The following is a 20,955-nucleotide window of genomic DNA, read 5'->3' as shown; positions in this document are numbered from 1 at the left end:
GATTTGGAGTGATTGTGATGACTGATACCGTGCTCGATATCCCGGTGAAGCGGATCGATGGCAGCGAGACGACACTTGCCGATTATCGCGGCAAGGTCATCATGGTCGTCAACGTCGCCTCCAAATGCGGGCTGACGGTTCAATATGAAGGGCTGGAAAAGCTCTACGAGGACAAGCGCGATGACGGTCTCGTCATTGCCGGCTTTCCCGCCAATGATTTCAAAGACCAGGAGCCGGGCACGAATGACGAAATCCTGAGCTTCTGCACCCTGACCTATGATGTGCAGTTTCCGATGTTTTCCAAGATCGTGGTAACCGGCGAAGAGCGGCATCCGCTCTACAACAGCCTGATCGCCTCCGGCGTCGAAACGACCGGTGACGGGCCGATGCGGGAACGCCTGGCGAAACACGGCCTCGAAACCGGGCAGAATGGCGGGATCGTCTGGAACTTTGAAAAATTCGTGATCGGCCGGGATGGCAGGGTCGCTGCCCGCTTCGCACCTGATGTTACGGCAGACGATCCGCGCTTGCTCTCGGCTCTGGAAAAAGAGCTGGCCCGCGCAAGCTGAGGCACGACGTAGATTTCGAAAAATATATCATAATCCCAATAGGTTACGCTTTCTCTCGGGCAGCAACGCAAAGATGCTTAGCCCGGTCGTATCATTGCCTCCCCTCCTAGCCGGGAGTATCTTCCGGCTTCCGAATATATCCGGACGGAACGCTGCAGCAGTTCTGATGGGAGGAGGATGTCATGCGCGAACCTGATATGCAAAAACTTGACGCCCTAGTCGGACGCCTCGTCGGCGACGTCGGCGCGGCGGTCTCGGGAGTGTTGGTGACACTCGGAGACCATTTAGGCCTGTTCAAAGCCATGGCGGATGGTACGCCGATGACGTCGACGGAACTGGCCGACAAGGTGGGCGTGAAGGAGCGCTATGTGCGCGAATGGCTGTCGGCGCAGGCTGCAGCCGACTACGTTAGCTATGACGACAAGACCGAACGCTTCTACCTGACGCCCGAACAGGCGATGGTGTTTGCGGAGGAAAACAGTCCCGCCTTCTTCACCGGCGCCTTCGATGTCGTTCAGTCCATGTGGCTCGACGAGCCGAAGATCGCCAATGCCTTCAAGACCGGCAGCGGTCTCGGATGGCATGAACACAGCGCCTGCCTGTTCCGCGGCACGGAGCGGTTTTTCCGGCCTGGCTACAACAGCCATCTCGTCTCGGAATGGATACCGGCACTGGAGGGCCTCGATGAAAAGCTTCAAACCGGTGCGGCCGTGGCCGACGTTGGCTGCGGCCATGGCGCCTCGACCATCCTGATGGCGCAGGCCTATCCGAACTCGACCTTCTTCGGTTTCGACTACCATCTCCCCTCTATCGAGCGGGCGAGAGCCGCAGCGAAGGAGGCAGGCGTCGCCGGCCGCATCACCTTCGAGCAGGCGTCAGCCAAGGATTTCCCGGCTGCCGGCTATGATCTCGTGGCGATGTTCGATTGCCTGCACGACATGGGCGATCCCGTGGGTGCTGGCAAGCATGTCAAGGAAAGCCTTGCTGACGACGGCACCTGGATGATCGTCGAGCCTTTCGCGCATGATTGCCTGAAGGACAATCTCAATCCGGTCGGCCGCGTCTTCTACGGCGCCTCGACCATGATCTGCACGCCGGCTTCATTATCGCAGGAAGTCGGTCTGGGTTTGGGCGCGCAAGCCGGTGAGATGAAACTGCGCAAGGTCGCCATGGATGCGGGCTATTCGCATTTCCGCAAGGCGACCGAAACGCCGTTCAACATGGTCTTCGAAGTCAGAGCATGAAGACCGCGCCGCACGCTGTTGAACGCGCGGCGCAACTCGATCCCTCAAAGACGCTGACCATCTTCACCGAACAGGGACGCGAGCGCCGGCTGGAAATAGACCGGCTGCTCGCTCTCCAACGCAACCTCCTCATCGGCATCGATGCGCACCGACATGGTCTCCTTGCCGACCTGGCCCCAGACCAGATTGTCCGAGCCCATGGGTTCGACGATGCTGAAGGTTGCCGGCAGGCTGGACATGCGGCCATTGGCCGGGGCGAACTGCATCTGTTCCGGCCGCACGCCGAGCGTTGCGGGACGGCCGTCGCCGGGCGTGCCAGAAAACTCATAGCCATTTAGGTCGATCTTGCGTCCATCAGTCAAGATGAAGGCGGGCGTACCCCCATTGCTCGCCACCTGCCCCGATAGGAAGTTCATGGATGGCGAGCCGACGAAACCGGCAACGAAGCGATTGACCGGCCGGCGGTAAATTTCCTTCGGCGCGGCGAACTGCTGGATGACGCCGCCGCTCATGACGGCTATGCGGTCGGCGAGCGTCAGTGCCTCGATCTGATCGTGCGTGACATAGATCATTGTCGAGCCGAGGCCGGCATGCAGGCGCTTCAGCTCGACACGCAGCTCGGTGCGGAGCTTGGCGTCGAGGTTGGAAAGCGGTTCGTCGAACAGGAAGACATCGACGTCGCGCACGAGGGCGCGGCCGATGGCGACACGCTGGCGTTGGCCGCCCGAAAGTTCGCCCGGCCGTCGCTTGCGCAACGGATCGATCTGCAGGATCTGCACTGCGCGATTGACGCGCTCGGCGATCTCGTCCTTGCCCATGCCGGCAATGCGCAGCCCGAAGGACAGATTTCCCTCGACCGTCATCGTCGGATAGAGCGCGTAGGACTGGAACACCATGCCGATGCCGCGATCCTTCGGTTCCTCCCAGGTTACGTTTCTGTCGCCGATCCAGATCTGGCCGCCGCTGATGTCGGTCAGGCCGGCGATGGCGTTGAGCAGGGTGGACTTGCCGCAGCCGGACGGTCCGAGAAGGACGATGAACTCGCCCGACTGGATTTCAATATTCAACGATTTCAGCACGCTGACGCTGCCGAAATCGATTGCTAGTTCGCGAATGGAAACATTGGCCATGGATTATCCCTTGACTGCGCCCGCGGTGATGCCGCGCACGAACCAGCGACCCGAACCGAAATAGACGATCAACGGAACCAGGGCCGTGAGGATGGTTGCCGCCATGTTGACGTTGTAGAGCTTCTCGCCCTGGGTGGAGTTGACGATGTTGTTGAGCTGAACCGTCATCGGGAAGTTTTCCCGTCCGGCGAAGACGACGCCGAAGAGGAAGTCGTTCCAGATGCCGGTAACCTGCAGGATGGCCGCCACGACCAGGATCGGGATCGACATGGGGATCATCAGCCGGAAGAAGATCTGCCATAGTCCCGCTCCGTCGACGCGGGCCGCCTTGAACAATTCCATTGGCAGGCTGGAATAATAGTTGCGGAACAGCAGCGTCAGCACCGGCAGGCCGAAGACGGTATGGGTGATGATGATGCAGGGCAGTGTCGAGTAGATGCCGACGCCGCGGTAGATGAGTACCAGCGGATAGATGAAGACCTGATAGGGAATGAAGGCGCCGAGCAGCAGGACGGCGAAGAGAACGTTAGCCCCCCTCACCCGCCAGAAGGACAGCGCATAGCCGGTCAGCGACGAGATGAAAATGGACAGTATCATGCTCGGTATCAGGATCTTCACCGAATTCCAGAAGCCGACGCTGATGCCGCCGCATTCGAGGCCGGTACAAGCCGTGCTCCACGCCTGCACCCAGGCTTCGCCTGTCCAGACCTGCGGAAAAGCGAAGATATTGCCCTGGCGGATTTCCGGCATGGATTTCAGCGAGGTGACGATCATTACATAAAGCGGCAGCAGGAAGAACAGAGCCGCTATGACCAGAAAGGCGTAGAGGCCGATGCGCGCCGGAGACAAATGCTGCGGCTTACGCCCGGCCGGCCCCTCCATGGCGACTGCGACGGAAGATGGCACTGTCATCAGTTCCCCCTCGGTTTTTCACGGAAATATTCGTAGTAGAGCCATGGCGTGACCAGGATGACCACGGTGATGAACATGACGGTCGAAGCTCCGGTCGCGAGACCGATATTGCCGCGGCCGAAGAGGTAATCCATGATGAATTTTCCCGGTACCTCGGTCGATATGCCCGGCCCGCCGCCTGTCGTCGCCAGCACCAGTTCGTAAACCCTGACCACGGCGATCGCCAGGAGCACGCTGGCGGTGATGATGGTCGGTCTCAGGATCGGAATGACGATGTGGAGATAGACGCGCCATGCCGGTATGCCGTCGATGCGCGTTGCCTTCCAGAGTTCGCGATCGACGCCACGCAATCCCGCGAGCATGATCGCCATCACCAATCCGGACGATTGCCAGATGCCGGCAAGCACGATGACATAGAGCGCGAGATCGCTTTGAACGATCCAGTCGAATCGGATCCAGGTAAATCCGATGCTGTCGGCGACCTTTTGCAGGCCGAGCGTCGGGTTCATGATCCACTGCCAGACGAGCCCGGTAACGATAAAGGACATGGCAAAGGGATAGAGAAAGATCGTCCGGAACGTATTTTCGAACCGCACCTTCTGATCGAGCGCGACGGCCAGAAGAAAGCCAAGGATCAGGCAACCGGCGATGAAGAGTACGCCGAAGACGACGACGTTCTGCAGGGATAGCAGCCAGCGCGCGGTCGTGAACAGTCGTTCGTATTGCTTGGTGCCGACAAAGATGTTGACGGGCAATACCTTGCTGTCGGTGAACGATATCCAGATGTTCCAGATAACCGTCACGACATAGGCGAGCAAGACGATGATAAAGGCTGGGAACAGGGCAACATAGGCGGAAAGATGCCTCTTCTTCCTAGTGGCGGCCGTCCCGGCACCGGTCCCCGCAATGGTTCCGGCAGCAGTTTCGGGGGTACTCATGACCTCAGCTCCTCCTCAGCATTCATGGAAACCGGCGGCAGGTAGGACCTGCCGCCGCATGGATGTCGGATGAGGCTTACTTCGCCTGTTCGATGACCTGTGCGAATTGGTCGGCGAACTGGTCGGCCGTCATGCTTGGGGTTGTCCAATACTGGGCGACAAGGTCCTGCTCGGTCTGAACGATGTCCTGAGCGGTGAGCACATCCGGCGCCAGAATCTGCCGGCTCGGATCCTTGAGCGCCATCAGGCCCTTCTGGGCGCAGGCATCGAGCTTGGACGTGTCAACGTCGAGGCGGACCGGCACGGAGCCTTTCTTGGAGTTGAAGGCGAGCTGGCCTTCCTTGGACATGATCACAGTCGCAAGCAGCGTCTGTGCATCCGTCGCCGTCTTGTCCTTCAGGACCGGGAAGACGAAGATGTCGCCGCCCATCATGAAGTTGGATTCGCCCGGTCCGAGGATACAGCCGAAATCCTTATCGGCGACCATGTTGGCATGGATGAACTCGCCCTTGGCCCAGTCGCCCATGAACTGGATGCCGGCTTTTCCATCGATCAGCATGCCGGTTGCCACGTTCCAATCACGGTTCGGGCTGCCCGGGTCCTGATAGTTGCGCAGCTTGGCGAAGACTTCCGCCACATGCTTGAACTTGTCGGACTTGACGGCGTCGGTGTCGAGATCCTTCCAGACCTTGGCATAGAGTTCCTTGCCGCCTTCGCCGAGAAGGATGGCATTGAACATCAACTGGAGTTGCCAGGGCTGACCGCCAACGGCGACCGGGATCAGGCCGGCGGCCTTGATCTTGTCGAGCGCAGCAAACATTTCGTCCCAGGTTTTCGGCTCTTCAGTCACGCCTGCCTTGGCGAAAACCGGCTTGGAGTAGAACAGCCAGTTCTGGCCATGGTCGTTGATCGGTGCGCCATAAATATGCCCCTGGAACTGGATGGCATTATAGAAGGCCGGCGTCAGCGCCGATTTCCAGTCCTGCTCCTTGGCGAGATCGTCGAGCGGACGCAGCAGGCCCTGCTGTGCCAGGTCGTTCATCTGCGTACCGGTATTGAACTGCATGGCTGTCGGCGGATTGCCGCCGATGATGCGGTTGATGCCGATCGGACGTGCGGTCGAGCCGGACCCAGCGATCGCGGTGTCCACCCATTGGCCACCGGCGGCGTTGAATGCATTGGCCAGTTCCCGCACGGCTGCGGCTTCGCCACCGGATGTCCACCAGTGCAGGACTTCGGCTCTCTTCCCCTCAGCCTGAGCGCCGGTGACGCCCACTGCGATCAGCGCCGTGGCGCCAACCAATGCCATTAACAATCCACGCATATGCTCCTCCTCCTCTTGTGGCGTTCTTCTGAACGCCTGTATTTCAGCCGCCGCCGTCACAAGACCATCGGGTGCCGAATGCTGTCGTCCTCCAGAACCGCGCCGCCGGGCCTCCATTCCCTGCGGCGAACGGGCAATGCTTCCTCGGCATCGCCCGTTCGTCAAGCATGCAGTCTCAGAGGACTGCCAATTCTCCTAATTCTCTATAACCCAGCCTATGCGAAACGTCCCTCATTAATTGTGCGCGGGATCGGATCCGGACGGCCGCAACTGCTATGAATTGCAACCACCTTGCGCGACTGTGCCGAACGCTCGAAAGCGGTCATCACTTCCAATGCGTGGAAGGCGAGTTCCGAGGATACGCGATGCTGGCGCCCTGCGCGAAGCGAATCTACCATTTCGGCCGCGCCCAAACCACGCAGCCCGAGATGGCCCGGCACGCCTTCCGTATAGGGATGGTCGATGTGAATCTCTTCCCAGGCTTCACCGCCCTCGCGGAATATCTCAACCTTGCCGCTAAAATTATTCGGGTCCGGTGTTACCATGCTTCCCTCGGAGCCGTAAATCTCGATCTGATTGTGCTTGTGTTTGATGACATCGAAACTCGTGGCAATGGTGATCGTCGCGCCGCTGTGAAACTCCATCACACCGGTCAGATGCGTCGGCACCAGCACCTTGATCGTTTCGCCGCGGCGCGGATCGGTCTTCACCTCGCGTTCGATGCGGGTGATCTTGGCGGTGCCGAAAACTTCACGTACCGGACCGAGCAATGCGATCAGGTTGGTGACGTAATAGGGACCGACATCGAGCATCGGTCCGCCGCCGCGGCCGTAGAAGAAGGCTGGGTTCGGATGCCAATGCTCATGGCCGGGCAGAAGCAGCATGGCGGTGGCCGACACTGCCTTGCCGATGCGACCCTCATCGTACAGACGGCGCGTCAACTGATGGCCACCGCCGAGAAACGTGTCGGGCGCACAGCCGAGGCGCAGGTCGCTGGCGCGAGCGATCGACATCAGCTCCTCGGCTTCCGACATGCTGATGCCAAGCGGCTTTTCCGAATAGACATGCTTGCCGGCAAGAAGCGCCTTCTTGCTGATCATGTAGTGCGAGACCGGCGTCGTCAGGTTGATGATCAGGCCGATTTCCGGGTCGGCAAGCATGGCATCGAGTGAGACTGCCTCTATGCCGAATTGGGCGGCAAGCTTTTGTGCTGGCCCTTCATAAAGATCGTAGACCGATTTGACGCGGATGAAATCGAACATGTGCAGGGTTGCGACATAGGTGGCGCTGATATTTCCAGCGCCGACGATGCCGACTTTCATGGGTGCGGTGCTCATGAATATGGCCTCTAGGAAATGGTAATGTTGAGTTCAGCGGCGACGTCGCGCAGATAGTTCATGCCACGTCGCATCTCCTGATCGAATTCGGGTGTCGCCTCGCGGAAATGCGTCCAGTGCGACGCGCCGGGCGCATCCTCCAGCTCCAGCGTGATCGGACCGGAATAGCCGATCGCCTGCAGAGCGGCGAAGATCGCTTTCCAGTCGATCTTGCCGCGCCCCGGGCGCCAGTGGGCATTGGTATGGCCCTCATTGTCGGAGAAATGCGTGTTGAAGATGCGGTCGCCGAGCGCCAGTACGACATAGTGCGGCATGTCCCCGGCCGGAAAGAGGTGGCTTGGGTCGAAGTTCAGACCAAGGTTCGAAGCACCCGTGCGCTCGATCAACCGCAGCATGCCCTGGCCGGAACTGACCCAGCGATAAGGATGCGGCTCGATGGCGACGCGCAGCCCGGCTGATCCTGCGATTTCGCAGGCTTTGGCGAAACCGTCGACGACGGCGTTGTATTCCGCCGTCCAGTCCCATTGCGGCTCGACGGCGGCCGTCCACTCCTGCGAGATCGGCCGCTGCAGGATCGGCTTGACGTCGGATTGGAATGGATAGGGCGTCATGCTGGTCATGATCGGCGCGCCGATCTCCGCCACGATATCGACGCCGCGATTGTAGCCGTCGAGATCGACGGTGGAAAAGGCGGCGCCCGCCTGGCGGCTGAAGGGCAAATTGAAAAAGAAATTGGTGAGCGTCAGCCCCTCATCCGCAGCGATCTCCTTCAGACCGCGGATTGTCGCCGGCGTATAATAGTCCAGCATATCGATCGACCAGGCGGTGAGTTCGAAACCCTTGCAGCCGGTACGCGCGAGCCGCTTCAGCGGCGCCTCGTAGGGCGGGTTCCAGTTGAACGTCCAGATTGGCGATCCAAAAAAAAGCGAGCCGGCGCACACGACATCCTCCCATGGAATGCGGTTGCCTGCGAGATACCAGGCTCCCGTTCTCTAGCTGACATCCTCTGCCGAACGGAGCCTCTTACCCCTCCAATCAGCAATTCGTAACGTTACGAATGACGGATGACTGCAATTCTGTCAAGCAATCCTTTTCAGCCTATTAGGCATGGATTCTCCGGCGTCACCTGAAATGATAACGTTACGAATGGCTTCGACGGATCACTTGATGTTTGGAAGCGGATCGAAATTATGCAGAGAGCGCCTGGCTGTCGTGATCCACGAATTCTGCATGCACCAGTTCGCGCAGATCGCCCGGATCGTCACCGTCTATCGCGCGGTATAAGAGGGAGGCCAGGCGCTCCCCGATGATATAGTTGGAATAATAGAAGGCACTGAGCGGCGGATTGAAGAAATCATGCAATCGGGTGCCGCCATAGGTGATCAATCCGAAATCCTTGCCCGCATGCCGGCCGGCCTTACGCAGCCCGGCGAGGAAGCCGAGAGCGGCCTCTTCACTGGCGACGAAAGCGCCGGTCGCTTCCGGATGCCAGGCGATGATATTTTTCGCCAGCTCCTGGCCGCTGTCCGGCGTCGTTGCGGCAAAGTGAATAAGGTCGTCGGGAACGATGAGGTTGCGCGCCGTAAAGGTCTTGCTCCAGCCTTTGACGAATTGCAGGCTGTAAGTGAACTGGCTGGACGGCGCGATCAGAAGCGGCCGGTGATGGCCGGCATCGAGCAGTAGCCGCGCTGCTTCCGCACCGATCACCTCATGATCGAGATCAACGCTCGGGTGGACACTCAAGAGTTCGGTGCGCCCGAAGGTGACGAAGGGCGTGCCGACCTCCAGCAGATATTTGACGCGGTCGTCCTGCGGTCTCGTATGGGTAATGATGATGCCGTCGACAGAGCCCTCTTCGACGAGATCGCGAACCGTCGCCAAGGGATCGTCTGCCTGCAACTGCGGCACGACGGTCGTCCGGTAGCCGCAGCCCTTCATATGGCGCGACACGCCTTCCACCAGCGAGGCGACGACGATGTTCATCTCGCCTTCGCGCTCGAAGGGCAGCACGATGCCGATGGCATGGGTCTTGCCGGTGCGGAGATTGAGGCCGCCAAGGTTCGGGCGATAGCCGAGTTCGCCGGCTACCCGCTTCACCAGCTCGATGGTTTCGCGATTGACCTCAGGGCCTTCCTTCAGCGCGCGGCTGACGGTGGTGATCGACAGGCCAAGTGTGGTCGCGACAGTGCGCAACGTCACTCGCTGACCCGCATCACGCCGCAAGCCGCGCCCTATCCCCGATCCCTGCATGCTGGACAAATCCCTTCGCTTCACTTCGCCTGCCCGACAATGCCCGCTGTCAAATGCGCGTGCAAGCACGGCCCTTGGGTCGTCAGGATGTCGCGATCTCTATTGATGGCTTTCCCCAACAAGAAAATCGAGGTCGCAGCCGTCCTCGGCCTGGAGGACATGCTTGTTGTAGAGGCCGAGCCAGCCGCGGGTCTCGGCGGGAGGTGCGGGCGTCGGATCGCGCTTGGCAAGCTCCGCCTCGTCGACCAACAGATCCAAACGCCGTTCCCTGACGCTGATGCGGATCAGGTCGCCGTTGCGGACCAGCGCCAGCGGCCCGCCTGCCGCGGATTCAGGCGAAACATGCAGTACGATCGTCCCGTAAGCCGTGCCGCTCATGCGCGCGTCCGAGATGCGCAGCATGTCCCTCACACCCTTGCGCGCCAGCTTGGCCGGTATCGGCAGATAGCCAGCCTCCGGCATGCCAGCGGCCTTCGGGCCGGCATTCTTCAGCACGAGAATGTCGTCTTCCGTCACCTCGAGATCGGGATCGTCGATCCGCTCCGAAAGGTCCTTGAGCCCTTCGAAAACGACGGCGCGGCCGGTCTTTTCAAAGAGCCTCTCGTCGGCCGCCGCGCGCTTGAGGATCGCCCCTTTTGGCGCCAGGTTTCCGAACAGCGCCACGAGACCGCCGTCAGCGCGGATCGGCGTTTCGGTCGGGCGGATGATCTTATCGTCCACCCAGGCATCATCATCGGGAACTAGCTCAGCAAGCGTTTCTCCCGTGACCGTGCGTGCCGATAGGTCGAGGTGATCACCAAGACGCTTCAGCAATGCGCCGACGCCGCCGGCGTAGAAGAAATCCTCCATATAGGCGTCGCCCGTCGGCTTGAGATCGACGAGCACAGGTGTTACGTCGGACATCGCATTCAGCGCCTGCAGATCGACCTTCAGGCCGAGCCGTCCCGCGATCGCCGCCAGATGGATAATGGCATTGGTCGAACCACCAATCGCGAGCAAGGTCTTCAGCGCATTGTCGATGCTCGCCTGGGTGACGGTCTCGCGAACGGTCGTTCCCGACGAAACCAAGCCCATTGCGGCAGCACCCGTCGCTTCCGCTGCTCGCAGGCGATCGGCATGGACGGCGGGAATCGCTGCCGTTCCGGGTAACATCAGGCCCATCACCTCCAGCATGATTGCCATGCTGCTGGCCGTTCCCATCACCGCGCAGGTGCCCGCGGTCGTCGCCAGAGCGCCTTCCACCGCATCGATCTGCCTGTCGTTCAGCTCACCGGCGCGATAGCGGCCCCAGAAACGGCGGCAATCCGTGCAGGCGCCGAGCCGCTCGCCTTGATAACGCGAGGTCATCATCGGCCCGGTGGACAGCACGATTGCCGGCTTGCCGGCGGAGGCCGCGCCCATTACCAGCGCTGGCAAAGTCTTGTCGCAGCCGCCGACGAGCACGACGGCATCCATCGGCTGGGCGCGGACCATTTCTTCCACATCCATCGCCATCAGATTGCGGAAGACCATGCTGGTCGGATTGAGGAAGACTTCACCGAGCGAGGTCACGGGGAAATCGAGCGGCAGGCCTCCGGATGCCAGCACCCCGCGTTTGACTGCCTCCACCAGCTCCGGCACGTTGCGGTGACAATTGTTGAAGCCACTTGCCGTCCAGGTGATGCCGATGACGGGTTTTTCCAGCATGGTGCGCGAGTATCCCATGGAAGAGGCGAAGGAACGGCGTAGATAGGCGGCAAAACGAGGATCGCCGTAATTGGTGAGACCGTTGCGGATACCTTTTCCCGGCTTGCTCATGTCTGCCCTCTTTTTAGATAAAGGCGCTTCCGGATCGACCGGCAGCTATCCGTCGGATCGGTTTTCCACGAACCCATATCTCATTGCCATATTGGCTGAGCTACATGCAAAATGTCGAGCGCGGCGCTGTGCTAATGTTAGGATTGCGCTATCTAATTTCTCTCATCGGTCAGCAGGAAAGGCGCGTTCCCATGTCGCAGGCTGTGGTTTTCAAACTTCTTGGCAGACGGGTGCGGCTCGGCCTGATCGGCGGTGCGCAGGGTTCGCTTATCGGTCCGGTGCATCGCACTGCCGCACGCCTCGACGATTGCTTCGATCTTGCGGCCGGCGTCTTCTCCTCCGATCCGGAGCGGTCGCTAAACTCCGCCCATGCCTTTGGCATCAAGCGCGGCTATGCCGATGTATGGAGCATGATCGAAGCCGAAACCCTGCGGGCTGACGGCATCGACGCGGTCGCCATCATGACGCCGAATGACAGCCATTATGAATATGCGGCCGCTGCTCTCGACGCCGGTCTTGACGTCATCTGCGACAAGCCGCTGACCAACGATTACGACAGCGCGCTAGCGCTCGCCCGCAAGGCGCATGACCGCGGCCGTATCCTGTCGCTCACCCATAATTATTCCGGCTATCCCATGGTGCGCGAGGCGCGTGCCACCGTCACCGGCGGCGAGATCGGCGCTCTCCGTCTCGTCAATGTCCGCTATGTACAGGGCTCGCTCAGCCGGCCTATCGAGGCCGACCCGGACAAGATGGCGCCCCGCACCAAATGGCGGCTCGATACGGCCAAAGGCGGCAAGAGCCATGTGCTTGGGGATATCGGCGTGCATGCCCATCAACTGATGAGCTTTGTTTGCGGTCGCCGCATCGCCGCAGTGCTTGCCGACGTCGGCCCATCGTTACCCGGCCGCACGGCACACGATACGGCGCAAGTGATCCTCAGATTCGATGACGGTACGCGAGGCCAGATGCTGGTGAGCAAGGTGGCGACCGGCGCGCAGAATGTCGTCAGCATCGAGGCTTATGGCGAAGACGGCGGCATCTCGTGGAACCAGGCCGAAGCCAACGATCTGCGCGTCATGCGGCTGAACCGCGCCGACGAGCTACGCACGCGCGGCCTTCCGAGCCTGCATCCGCATGCCCAGCGAGGCACCCGCCTGCCCACCGGCCACCCAGAAGCCTTCTTCGAAGCCTTCGCCAATATCTACACCGATTTCGCCGAACTGGTTGCCGCCCGCTTTGCCGGCGCCGAGCCTGACCCGCTGGCGGAACTGACGCCCAATGCCTGGACCGGCGTTGACGGCCTCGCCTTCATCGACGCCTGCCTGCAGTCGACGGCGACGGGAACGTGGGCTGACGTGGTCTACGAGCACGATCGGTATTGATGTCCGGATAGTGACTTTTCCATCCGGGTCCGCGCCACAGATTTCGATCCGCATTCCCCTCGCAATCGCACGAGAATTACATTAGACCCATCCGCATAAGTTGTATATTGAGGGGAATATAATGGACAAATATACGAAGACGATTCTGACTGTGATCGCCGCCGCGCTGGTATTGATCGCATTGCAAAATTTTATCACGCCGGCACAAGCCGTCGGCGGTGGCTGCGGCTTTAACATGTACAATCCCTGCTATGTAAAAATCGCCCCCTGAAGGATCGCGACGACTCCATTGCGGCAATAATGATCCCTGCCGTGAGTTTCATGATTGACCCTTTGCGCGCCACGTTTCAGCCGCAAAAGAGCCTTGGTAAAAGCGGCCTAATCGAGCGCTTTCAAACGGTTACGGGGATCGCATGAAGAAGTTGACGGCTGCTGCGATCCTGTGCGTTTGTCTTGTCGTCGGAACGCTCTATGCCATGGCAGGCGGCGATTATCCGCCGCTCAAAGACGGCGATCTGATTTTTCAGACATCGACAAGTAACCAATCAAGCGCGATCATATTCGCCACTGGCTCTGCCTTTTCACACATGGGCATCATCAAAAACGACAATGGGGCAATCACGGTCATCGAGGCCGGGGCAAAGGTCAAGGAAACACCGCTGAAAACCTGGGTCAATCGCGGTTTGTTGAGACGGGTGGCGATCTATCGCGATCCGCGACTCACCCCCGAAACCGCACGACAGCTCCTGTCCTACGCCCGCACGCTCTACGGCAAACCCTATGACCTGTTTTTCTCGTTCAACAACGATGCGATTTACTGCAGTGAACTGCCCTATCTCGCCTACAAGGCTGCGGGCATCGAGATCGGCAAGGTGCAGAAAATATCTGAGCTACACATCGACAACATGCTTGTCAGAAACCTGGTGCAGTCGCGGTGGCAGCGCGATAGCGAATGCACTGAGCGCGGCTACGATTTCGATCAGTGCTATAAATACATCCTCAATCAGAGCCTCGTCACTCCAGTGAGCATCGCCAATGATCCAAATCTCAGGATGATTTATTCGAACTACCCGCTGTGATGGGGTGTCCACCCCATCACCAAAGATCCTCGATGCCGAATTGGCTCCAATCCCGATCAGGAAGCCGCAACCTTGCGGGCAGCGGTAATTGCAGCGCGAGCACCGGCGCGGAGCTGTGCGGTTTCGGCGCCGGCAATGACGAGATCCAGGCCGAGCTTCAGGAATTGCCCGGCGCGTTCGCCGTCCGTGCCGAAGGCGCAGATCAGCTTGCCATAGGCGCGGCAACGCGCCACTGCATGCGCCAATGTCTGATCGATCGCGGCGCTGTCGGGCGCCAGACGCGCGCCATTCGAGAGCGCGATGGAGAGATCGGACGGGCCGATGAAGATGCCGTCGATGCCGTCGACCGCGAGGATTTCATCGATGGCATCGAGCGCCGCGCGGGTCTCGACCATGGCGATGGTGACAGTCAGGCCGTTGGCGCCCTGCAGATACTCGTCAGCAGCGATGCCGAAATGATTGAGCGCGAGCGAAGGTCCCCAGCTCCGTTCGCCGAGGGGCGGATATTTCGTTGCTTTCACTAGAGCACGGGCGTCATCGGCGGAATTGATCATCGGCGCGATGATGGCGGAGGCACCGGCATCGAGCAGCCGCGACGCTGACGCGAAATCGCCGACCGGGATGCGCGCGATTGCCGGCTTGCCGGCCAGGCGCACCTGCGCAATGCCGTTCGCCGCGGAGGCCATGTCCCACATTCCATGCTGCATATCGAGGACGATGGCGTCGAAAGCTTCCTGCGAGAGGTGATTGACCAGCAGCGGATCGGGCGTGCCGATCCAGGCTGAGATCATGCCGCCATTTTCCCGGCGCTTCAGGCGACCCGCGAAACCGTCGATATCAGTGGTCATAATGATTTTCCTCAATTACCAAGCCCGCTGAGGGCGAGATATTTCACTTCAGATACTTTTCGATGCCGTCTTTCGAGCCTTCGCCGCCGAGTGGGCGACAGCCATTCGTCGTTGATGCCGACAATACCGGATTCCCGCGCCTCGGCTACCCGAAAGATGCGCGCGACGTTGCGCGGATAGGAAAACTCACCATTGGTCTGCGGCTATCTTACAACGGCGACCGCGGCAAGCTGGGGTAGCTTGTCGCGGTCCAATATTTCGCTGCCCAGCAATGGGCGACCGTATCAGTGAGCCCCTGCCCCGCCGCCGGGCTGCGGTTTGCGGGCAAAAAGCGTGGCGATTGCGGCGGTCGCCAAGAGGATGCCGATGACGGCGAAGGTGTCGCTGAAGCCCATGATCAGTGCTTGCCGCTTGATGATGCTGCCGAGGGCGACCGTTGCTTTCTGCGCGGCAAGGGCATGATCCGAAACGCCGTGCGACAGGAAATAATTGGTCGTCTGCGTCAGCCGCTCCCTCACCTCATCGCGCGCCAGCGTCACCGACTGGCCGATGATGTTGGAATGGAACTGCTCGCGCTTGGTGAGCACGGTGCCGAGCGTTGCCGTTCCGACTGCGCCGCCGAGATTTCGCAGCATGTTGGTCAAGCCGGATGCGGCGGCGGCATCGGCAGGTGCGATACCGGCGGTGGTGATCGCCGTAATCGGTGTGATGACCATGGCCTGCCCGATAGCGCGCACGATATTCGGTATCCAGAACTGATCACCCGCGGTGTCGGCGGAAAGCGTCACGTTCATGAAGCAGCTTATGGCAAAGATGGCGATACCGAGGAAGCCGATATAGCGGACGTCGAAGCGCTTCATCATCACCGGAACCAGCGGAATGAGGATGAGTTGCGGCAAGCCGGTCCAGGCGAGCACGTTGCCGATCTGCTCGGCATTGTAACGCTGCACCTGGCCGAGATATTGCGGCAGGATATAGACCGAGCCGAAGAGCGCGAAGCCGACCAGCACGTTGACGAGAACGCCGATGCCGAAATTGCGTTGCTTCAAAAGCCGCAGCTTCACCAGCGGATTCTGAACGGTCAACTCTATCCAGATGAAGGCGCTGAGCGAAATGACAGCGATAGTGCTGAGCTTCAGAATGAAGGGCGAGGAGAACCAGTCATCCTTATTGCCCTCCTCGAGCACGGTCTGTAGCGCCGAAAGCCCGATTGCCATCGTCACGATGCCAGCCCAGTCGCCGTGCTTCAGAAGGCCAAGTTGCAGCGGCCCCTTTTCGAGTGTCAGAGCAAGGGCGATCGCCATGATGGCGCTCGGCAGGGCATTGATGAAGAAGATTGTCTGCCAGCCGTAATTCTCCGTCAGATAACCGCCGATGGTAGGGCCGATGGCAGGAGCAACCGTGACCGATAGCGCGAAGATCGCAAGGCCCGTCGGCTGCTGTGCCTTGGGTAGCTTGGTGAGGATCATCGTGAAGGCCATCGGGATCAGAACGCCGCCGGCAAAGCCCTGCAGCCCGCGCAGCACGATCATCGTCCCGAGATCATGCGCGAAGGCACAGGCGATCGAGAGCAGCGGGAAGAGGATCGAATTCACTAGGATATAACGGCGAAACGAGAAGACGTTGCTGAAAAAAGCCGTCAGCGGGATGACGACGATTTCGCCGATCAGATAGGAGGTCGATATCCAGGCACCGTTATCGACGCCCGTGCCGATGCCACCCTCTATATCGAGAAGCGAGGCATTGGTGATCTGGATGTTGAGGATCGCCATGAAGGCGCCGATCATGCCGGCGAGTACGGCGATCCATTCCCTGGTGCTGGCCTTCGCGCTTGGCTGCGGGATGGCGATGGCGGTGGTGGCTGCGATAGTGGACATGGCTCAATACTCCTCATCCTTCACCGTTCATGCGCCGTGGCTCTGGTCGGCCGTCTTGATGTCGATGCTCGGCTGCACCGACATGCCGGGGCGCAGATCGCCGGAGGCGGCGCTATCGCCATCGAGGACGATCTTGACCGGGATGCGCTGCACGACCTTGGTGAAATTACCCGTGGCATTGTCCGGCGGCAGCAGCGCGAATTCCTGGCCGCTCGCGGGCGCCAAGCTGTCGACATGACCGTGATAGACGCGGCCGGGGAACATATCGACTTCGATGTCGACCGGCTGGCCGGCATGCACGTCGGTCAACTGCGTCTCCTTATAATTCGCAACGATATAGGCGGCCGACGTCGGGACCACCGACATCAACTGCGTGCCGGCCTGCACATATTGGCCGACGCGGAGCGTGCGGTTGCCGATGACACCATCGAGCGGTGCGACGATCGTCGTATAGGACAGATTGAGCTCCGCCTGGCTCTGGACGGCCTGGTCGTGGGCAAGGGTCGCCCTGGCTTGCGCCAATTGCGCCTTCAACAGATCGACCTGCTTGATGGTCCCGGCAAGCGATGCCGTATCGCGGTCGATCGCGGCCCGGGCGGCGGCGATCTGCGAGGCGGCCTGTTGGGCGGTTTGCACCGGCGCATAGCCGTTGACCGATAGGCTTGCATAACGCTTGTCGTTCTGCTCCGCGAAGGTCTCGTTGGCCTTGTCGACATCGACGGTCGCCTGGGCGGCCGCGATCAATGATTGCTGCATGTCGAGAGAGGCCTGTTTGGCCTCGACATCGGCTTGAGCGGCGGCAACATCGGCCTTGGCCTGATCAAGCGCCGTCTTGAAATCGCGGTCGTCAATACGGGCCAGTACCTGCCCCGCCTTGACCGTCTGATTGTCGTTGACGACGACGCCAGTAACATAGCCGGAAATCTTCGGCGCGATGGCGCTGTTATCGGCTTGCACATAGGCATCGTCGGTCGATACCTGGAAACGGCCGACGGTCCAGTAGTTATGACCGTAATAGGCGGCGGCTGCGATGACGGCGAGTGCCGTGGCGCCGAGCAGGAACGACTTGCCCCGCTTCTTCGCCGCCGGCTTTTCCTCGGCGGCAATACGCATCAGTTCGACCGTCACATCCGGTTTGCCGGCATCCATGGTCGATGCTTCGGCAACCGGTGCCTGCTTGCTCGCATTCAATACATGAACCTTGTTTTCCACTATCGTCTCTCCTGATGGCCGATCGTCTTGGAGGTACATGCCCGCAAAAATTCTCGGCCGCACATTTAGGAAACTTATTGTTTTCCAAAATATGCGCTGTAAAATGGAAGTCAACAGGAATTTGGAAAATTGTCATGGTCGAAATTCAAATAAATGAGAAGCGCTCCCGCGGCCGACCCCAGCTTCGCTGCGACGACGATACGAAGAGCCTGATCATCGAGGCAGCCGATACGCAATTTCGGGAAAACGGCTATGCGGCCGCGAGCATCAACGCGATCGCCCAATCCGCCGGCGTCTCGACCAAGACGCTCTATCGGCTGTTTCCGACCAAGGCAGACCTGTTTTCGAGCATCGTTTCCGACCGTATCGGCCGGTTTTTCCTGGCGCTGGACCAGTCGACGCTGGCGACGATGGATTTGCGGCAGGGCCTGGAGCGACTGCTGACGGCCTATGGCATGCTGACGATGTCGGACGATACGATCGACATTATGCGTCTCGTCATCGCCGAATCGGACCGCTTTCCGGAAATCGCCACATCCTTCTATGAGACGGCCATCGTTGGCTCGAATGCCATCATGGAGAAATGGTTGACGATGCAATGCGAACGTGGGCTCCTCCGTCTGGAGGACCCCCATGTGGCTTCCGGCATGCTGCGTGGCATGATGATTATGGAGCCGCAGCGCGCCGCCATCCTGCGCCAACTCCCCCCTCCGAACATCGCGGAAATCACCCGGCGGGCACGCATTTGCGCCGAGGTGTTTCTCAAGGGTTGCCAGGTTTGATTAGCATCAACCTTCAATGACCACCGGCATCCTTATGTGCGGAATTGACATGATTCCAGGGCTGCAGCTGATGATGCATTGACGAAACTCTAAGCCACTCCTACAATATGACTACTGTAGTCATATTGGTGATCCCATGAAGGAAATTCAGCTCAAGGATGCGAAAGCAACGCTTTCTGCTGTGGTCGATGATGCTCTCAGCGGCAATCCAGCGGTCATTACTCGCCATGGCGAGCGCACCGCGGTCATCATCTCTTATGACGAATATCAAAAATTGAAGCAGGTTCCGTCCTTTGGTTGGTTACTCACCAATGCACCACTTGAAGACGACGACCTGCCAGTGCGCAAGCCGGGCCGGCTGCTACGCGATGATGATATCTAATGTATCTTCTGGATACGAATATCATCTCCGCGACATCGCCATTGCGCGCGCAAGATTTACTATCGCAGGCGGTTCGGGCATGGATTGCAGCCCATGCCCATCAGTTTTACCTCTCCACCGTGACTGTCGCCGAAATAGAAACAGGGATTGCGAAAGCCCGTCGGATGGGCGCGTCCAAGAAAGCTGAGCTGCTTGGCGAGTGGCTTGAACTTACTCTCCATCTTTACGGCGACCGCATCCTACCGCTCGATACAGAAACTGCCCGCATCGCCGGCCGACTATTCGACCAGGCGGTAGGACGGGGCGGAGATCCAGGTTTCGAAGATGCTGCGATTGCCGCAACAGCACTGCGACACGATTACACGGTTCTCACGCGAAACCTAAGGCATTTCCGGCTGATGGATGCGCGCTCGTTCGATCCGTTCGCGAATCCACCGGAAGTATAGGCTCTTTAGATAATTCCGCCCCCGCCTGCCGCCGAGGCTGGGCGTTCGCTCGCAACCTTCTTCCGGTAGCCGCTCGTCCGATAAGTCGCAACCGGATCGATGGCGCCGCCGGTGCGGCGGCGGGCTTCGGCGAGGATGGGTTCCACATCGGCGCGGTAAGCGCGCTTCAGGGTTTCGGAGGCCATCAGGGCGTCGTTGGAGTCTTGATAGTCCGCCAATGCCCCTCGATCGACGATCAATGCCTGCGCATAGGCACGGCGGATTTCGTTGGCGCTGGAAATTAGGCTTTCGATCGGATCGGTGACATTGTGCGACTGGTCGATCATGTGAGCCGGATGGAAGCCTTTTACCCCGCGATGCTCGGCGTCGACCAGTTCGTTGAAGACGAGGAACAGGCGATAGGGCTCAATCGCGCCGGCATCGAGATCGTCGTCGCCATATTTCGAATCGTTGAAGTGGAAGCCGCCGAGCTTGCCGAACTGGATGAGGCGCGCGACGATCATCTCGATATTGGTATTCGGCGCGTGGTGACCGAGGTCGACGAGGCAGTAAGCCTTTGGCCCAAGCGTCTGGGCGATCAGATAGTTTGTGCCCCAGTCCTGCACCACGGTCGAATAGAAGGCCGGCTCGTACATCTTGTGCTCGGAAAACAGCCGCCAGTCATCCGGCAGTGCCTTGTAGATCTCCGCCATCGCGGCGAGGTAACGCTCGAACGCCTTGGTGAAATTGCTCTGGCCGGGGAAGTTGGAACCGTCGCCGATCCAGACCGTCAGCGCCTTCGAACCGATCGCCTTGCCGATCTCGATGCATTCCAGATTGTGCTCGACCGCCTGGGCGCGGGTCGCTCCGTCGACATGGCTAAGCGAGCCGTATTTGTAGGAATGCGCCTGGCCGGGAGCATCGGAGAAAGTATTGGAATTCATGGCGTCGAAGCCGAGGCCGAGCGCATCGCCCTTGGCCTTCAATTCCTTCGCGTCCGCCTTGTCCCAGGGAATGTGCAGCGAAACGGTCGGCGTCGCCCGCGTCAACTGATGGATGACGGCGCAATCATCGAGCTTGTCTAAAATGCCGCGTGGTTCGCCGGTGCCGGGAAAGCGGGCAAAGCGTGTACCGCCGGTGCCGACACCCCAGGAGGGCACGGCAACGAAGAATTCCGAGACCTTTTTCGTTACGGCCTCGATATCGACGTCGCGACGCGCGAGCGTGGCGCCTAGCACTTCATAATCAGATTTCAGCGCAGCAGCGCGCTTGTCGTTTTCCGCAGCGACCAGATCCGGCGCAATTCTGAACTCGGCCATTCTTTCCTCCCAGGTATGTTATTCGAAATGTTACGGTGCGTTCATCCTGCAAGCCATCATCCGCCCTCGCCCTTCGAGGGCCCTATGGGGCCACCTCAGGGTGAGGGCTGATCTCCCCGTCAGTTCGGCGCAATCGTTACCCCAC

At 59.9% G+C, this 20,955-nt stretch carries 20 protein-coding genes; 8 read left to right on the top strand and 12 right to left on the bottom strand.

The window, feature by feature from the left end; translation table 11 throughout:
• Positions 1-17: 17 nt before the first annotated feature.
• Both ACXHXG_RS22950 and ACXHXG_RS22945 read left to right on the top strand, forming a co-directional pair.
• Complete coding sequence (locus tag ACXHXG_RS22950) at positions 18-569, top strand: glutathione peroxidase (protein WP_457900818.1); 552 nt, start codon at positions 18-20, stop codon at positions 567-569.
• A gap of 182 nt (positions 570-751) precedes the next feature.
• Positions 752-1,813, top strand: coding sequence for a class I SAM-dependent methyltransferase (locus tag ACXHXG_RS22945; RefSeq protein ID WP_457900817.1), 1,062 nt, complete (start codon positions 752-754; stop codon positions 1,811-1,813).
• A 44-nt stretch (positions 1,814-1,857) separates the two neighbouring features.
• Here the strand turns inward: ACXHXG_RS22945 and ACXHXG_RS22940 are convergent, their stop codons facing one another.
• From ACXHXG_RS22940 to ACXHXG_RS22905, 8 genes are all read right to left on the bottom strand, one after another.
• Positions 1,858-2,943 (bottom strand): ABC transporter ATP-binding protein, encoded by a 1,086-nt coding sequence (locus tag ACXHXG_RS22940; protein ID WP_283054001.1) that lies wholly within the window; start codon positions 2,941-2,943, stop codon positions 1,858-1,860.
• Between the two features lie 3 nt (positions 2,944-2,946).
• Positions 2,947-3,855 carry a carbohydrate ABC transporter permease gene (locus tag ACXHXG_RS22935; RefSeq protein WP_285168647.1) on the bottom strand — a complete coding sequence of 303 codons (909 nt, stop codon included), beginning with the start codon at positions 3,853-3,855 and terminating at the stop codon, positions 2,947-2,949.
• Positions 3,855-4,793 carry a carbohydrate ABC transporter permease gene (locus ACXHXG_RS22930; RefSeq protein WP_457900816.1) on the bottom strand — a complete coding sequence of 313 codons (939 nt, stop codon included), beginning with the start codon at positions 4,791-4,793 and terminating at the stop codon, positions 3,855-3,857. The genes ACXHXG_RS22935 and ACXHXG_RS22930 overlap by 1 nt, the downstream gene beginning before the upstream one ends.
• 76 nt (positions 4,794-4,869) lie before the next feature.
• Positions 4,870-6,117: an ABC transporter substrate-binding protein gene (locus ACXHXG_RS22925; RefSeq protein WP_283053999.1), complete on the bottom strand. Its 1,248-nt coding sequence runs from the start codon at positions 6,115-6,117 to the stop codon at positions 4,870-4,872.
• 215 nt (positions 6,118-6,332) lie between these two features.
• Positions 6,333-7,454 carry a Gfo/Idh/MocA family protein gene (locus tag ACXHXG_RS22920; RefSeq protein ID WP_457900815.1) on the bottom strand — a complete coding sequence of 374 codons (1,122 nt, stop codon included), beginning with the start codon at positions 7,452-7,454 and terminating at the stop codon, positions 6,333-6,335.
• A gap of 11 nt (positions 7,455-7,465) precedes the next feature.
• Positions 7,466-8,395 carry a sugar phosphate isomerase/epimerase family protein gene (locus ACXHXG_RS22915; RefSeq protein ID WP_457900814.1) on the bottom strand — a complete coding sequence of 310 codons (930 nt, stop codon included), beginning with the start codon at positions 8,393-8,395 and terminating at the stop codon, positions 7,466-7,468.
• Between the two features lie 247 nt (positions 8,396-8,642).
• On the bottom strand, positions 8,643-9,653 hold the full coding sequence (locus ACXHXG_RS22910) for a substrate-binding domain-containing protein (protein ID WP_457900813.1): 1,011 nt from the start codon (positions 9,651-9,653) through the stop codon (positions 8,643-8,645).
• Between the two features lie 150 nt (positions 9,654-9,803).
• The gene (locus ACXHXG_RS22905; RefSeq protein WP_457900812.1) at positions 9,804-11,501 is read right to left on the bottom strand and encodes a dihydroxy-acid dehydratase; all 1,698 of its coding nucleotides are present in this window, start codon (positions 11,499-11,501) and stop codon (positions 9,804-9,806) included.
• A 191-nt stretch (positions 11,502-11,692) separates the two neighbouring features.
• Here ACXHXG_RS22905 and ACXHXG_RS22900 point away from each other — a divergent pair, with 191 nt between their 5' ends.
• From ACXHXG_RS22900 to ACXHXG_RS22890, 3 genes are all read left to right on the top strand, one after another.
• A complete protein-coding gene (locus ACXHXG_RS22900) occupies positions 11,693-12,886 on the top strand; it encodes a Gfo/Idh/MocA family protein (protein ID WP_260305084.1) in 1,194 nt (397 codons plus the stop codon).
• Between the two features lie 121 nt (positions 12,887-13,007).
• A complete protein-coding gene (locus ACXHXG_RS22895) occupies positions 13,008-13,157 on the top strand; it encodes a hypothetical protein (protein WP_260305085.1) in 150 nt (49 codons plus the stop codon).
• Positions 13,158-13,362: 205 nt separating this feature from the next.
• The gene (locus ACXHXG_RS22890) at positions 13,363-13,965 is read left to right on the top strand and encodes a YiiX/YebB-like N1pC/P60 family cysteine hydrolase (protein ID WP_457900811.1); all 603 of its coding nucleotides are present in this window, start codon (positions 13,363-13,365) and stop codon (positions 13,963-13,965) included.
• A 56-nt stretch (positions 13,966-14,021) separates the two neighbouring features.
• Here the strand turns inward: ACXHXG_RS22890 and ACXHXG_RS22885 are convergent, their stop codons facing one another.
• The 3 genes from ACXHXG_RS22885 to ACXHXG_RS22875 all read right to left on the bottom strand — a co-directional run bounded on the left by ACXHXG_RS22885 (position 14,022) and on the right by ACXHXG_RS22875 (position 17,905).
• Positions 14,022-14,813 carry an HpcH/HpaI aldolase family protein gene (locus ACXHXG_RS22885; protein ID WP_104826761.1) on the bottom strand — a complete coding sequence of 264 codons (792 nt, stop codon included), beginning with the start codon at positions 14,811-14,813 and terminating at the stop codon, positions 14,022-14,024.
• A 284-nt stretch (positions 14,814-15,097) separates the two neighbouring features.
• A complete protein-coding gene (locus ACXHXG_RS22880; protein WP_457900810.1) occupies positions 15,098-16,690 on the bottom strand; it encodes a DHA2 family efflux MFS transporter permease subunit in 1,593 nt (530 codons plus the stop codon).
• A 27-nt stretch (positions 16,691-16,717) separates the two neighbouring features.
• The gene (locus ACXHXG_RS22875; protein ID WP_457900905.1) at positions 16,718-17,905 is read right to left on the bottom strand and encodes an HlyD family secretion protein; all 1,188 of its coding nucleotides are present in this window, start codon (positions 17,903-17,905) and stop codon (positions 16,718-16,720) included.
• Between the two features lie 131 nt (positions 17,906-18,036).
• Here ACXHXG_RS22875 and ACXHXG_RS22870 point away from each other — a divergent pair, with 131 nt between their 5' ends.
• The 3 genes from ACXHXG_RS22870 (at position 18,037) to ACXHXG_RS22860 (ending at position 19,512) form a co-directional block, all read left to right on the top strand.
• Positions 18,037-18,684, top strand: coding sequence for a TetR/AcrR family transcriptional regulator (locus ACXHXG_RS22870; RefSeq protein ID WP_457900809.1), 648 nt, complete (start codon positions 18,037-18,039; stop codon positions 18,682-18,684).
• A 136-nt stretch (positions 18,685-18,820) separates the two neighbouring features.
• Positions 18,821-19,066 carry a type II toxin-antitoxin system Phd/YefM family antitoxin gene (locus ACXHXG_RS22865; RefSeq protein WP_104826765.1) on the top strand — a complete coding sequence of 82 codons (246 nt, stop codon included), beginning with the start codon at positions 18,821-18,823 and terminating at the stop codon, positions 19,064-19,066.
• Positions 19,066-19,512: a type II toxin-antitoxin system VapC family toxin gene (locus ACXHXG_RS22860; RefSeq protein WP_457900808.1), complete on the top strand. Its 447-nt coding sequence runs from the start codon at positions 19,066-19,068 to the stop codon at positions 19,510-19,512. The genes ACXHXG_RS22865 and ACXHXG_RS22860 overlap by 1 nt, the downstream gene beginning before the upstream one ends.
• 5 nt (positions 19,513-19,517) lie before the next feature.
• On the opposite strand, the gene rhaI is transcribed toward ACXHXG_RS22860, so the two are convergent.
• Entirely contained in the window at positions 19,518-20,810 is a 1,293-nt protein-coding gene (rhaI, locus tag ACXHXG_RS22855) for an L-rhamnose catabolism isomerase (protein WP_457900807.1), read from the bottom strand.
• Positions 20,811-20,955 lie beyond the last annotated feature (145 nt).

It is taken from the genome of Rhizobium sp. LEGMi-198b (assembly GCF_054114205.1).
Note: the sequence above shows the minus strand (reverse complement) of the source record. Positions and strands in the feature narration are given on the sequence as shown.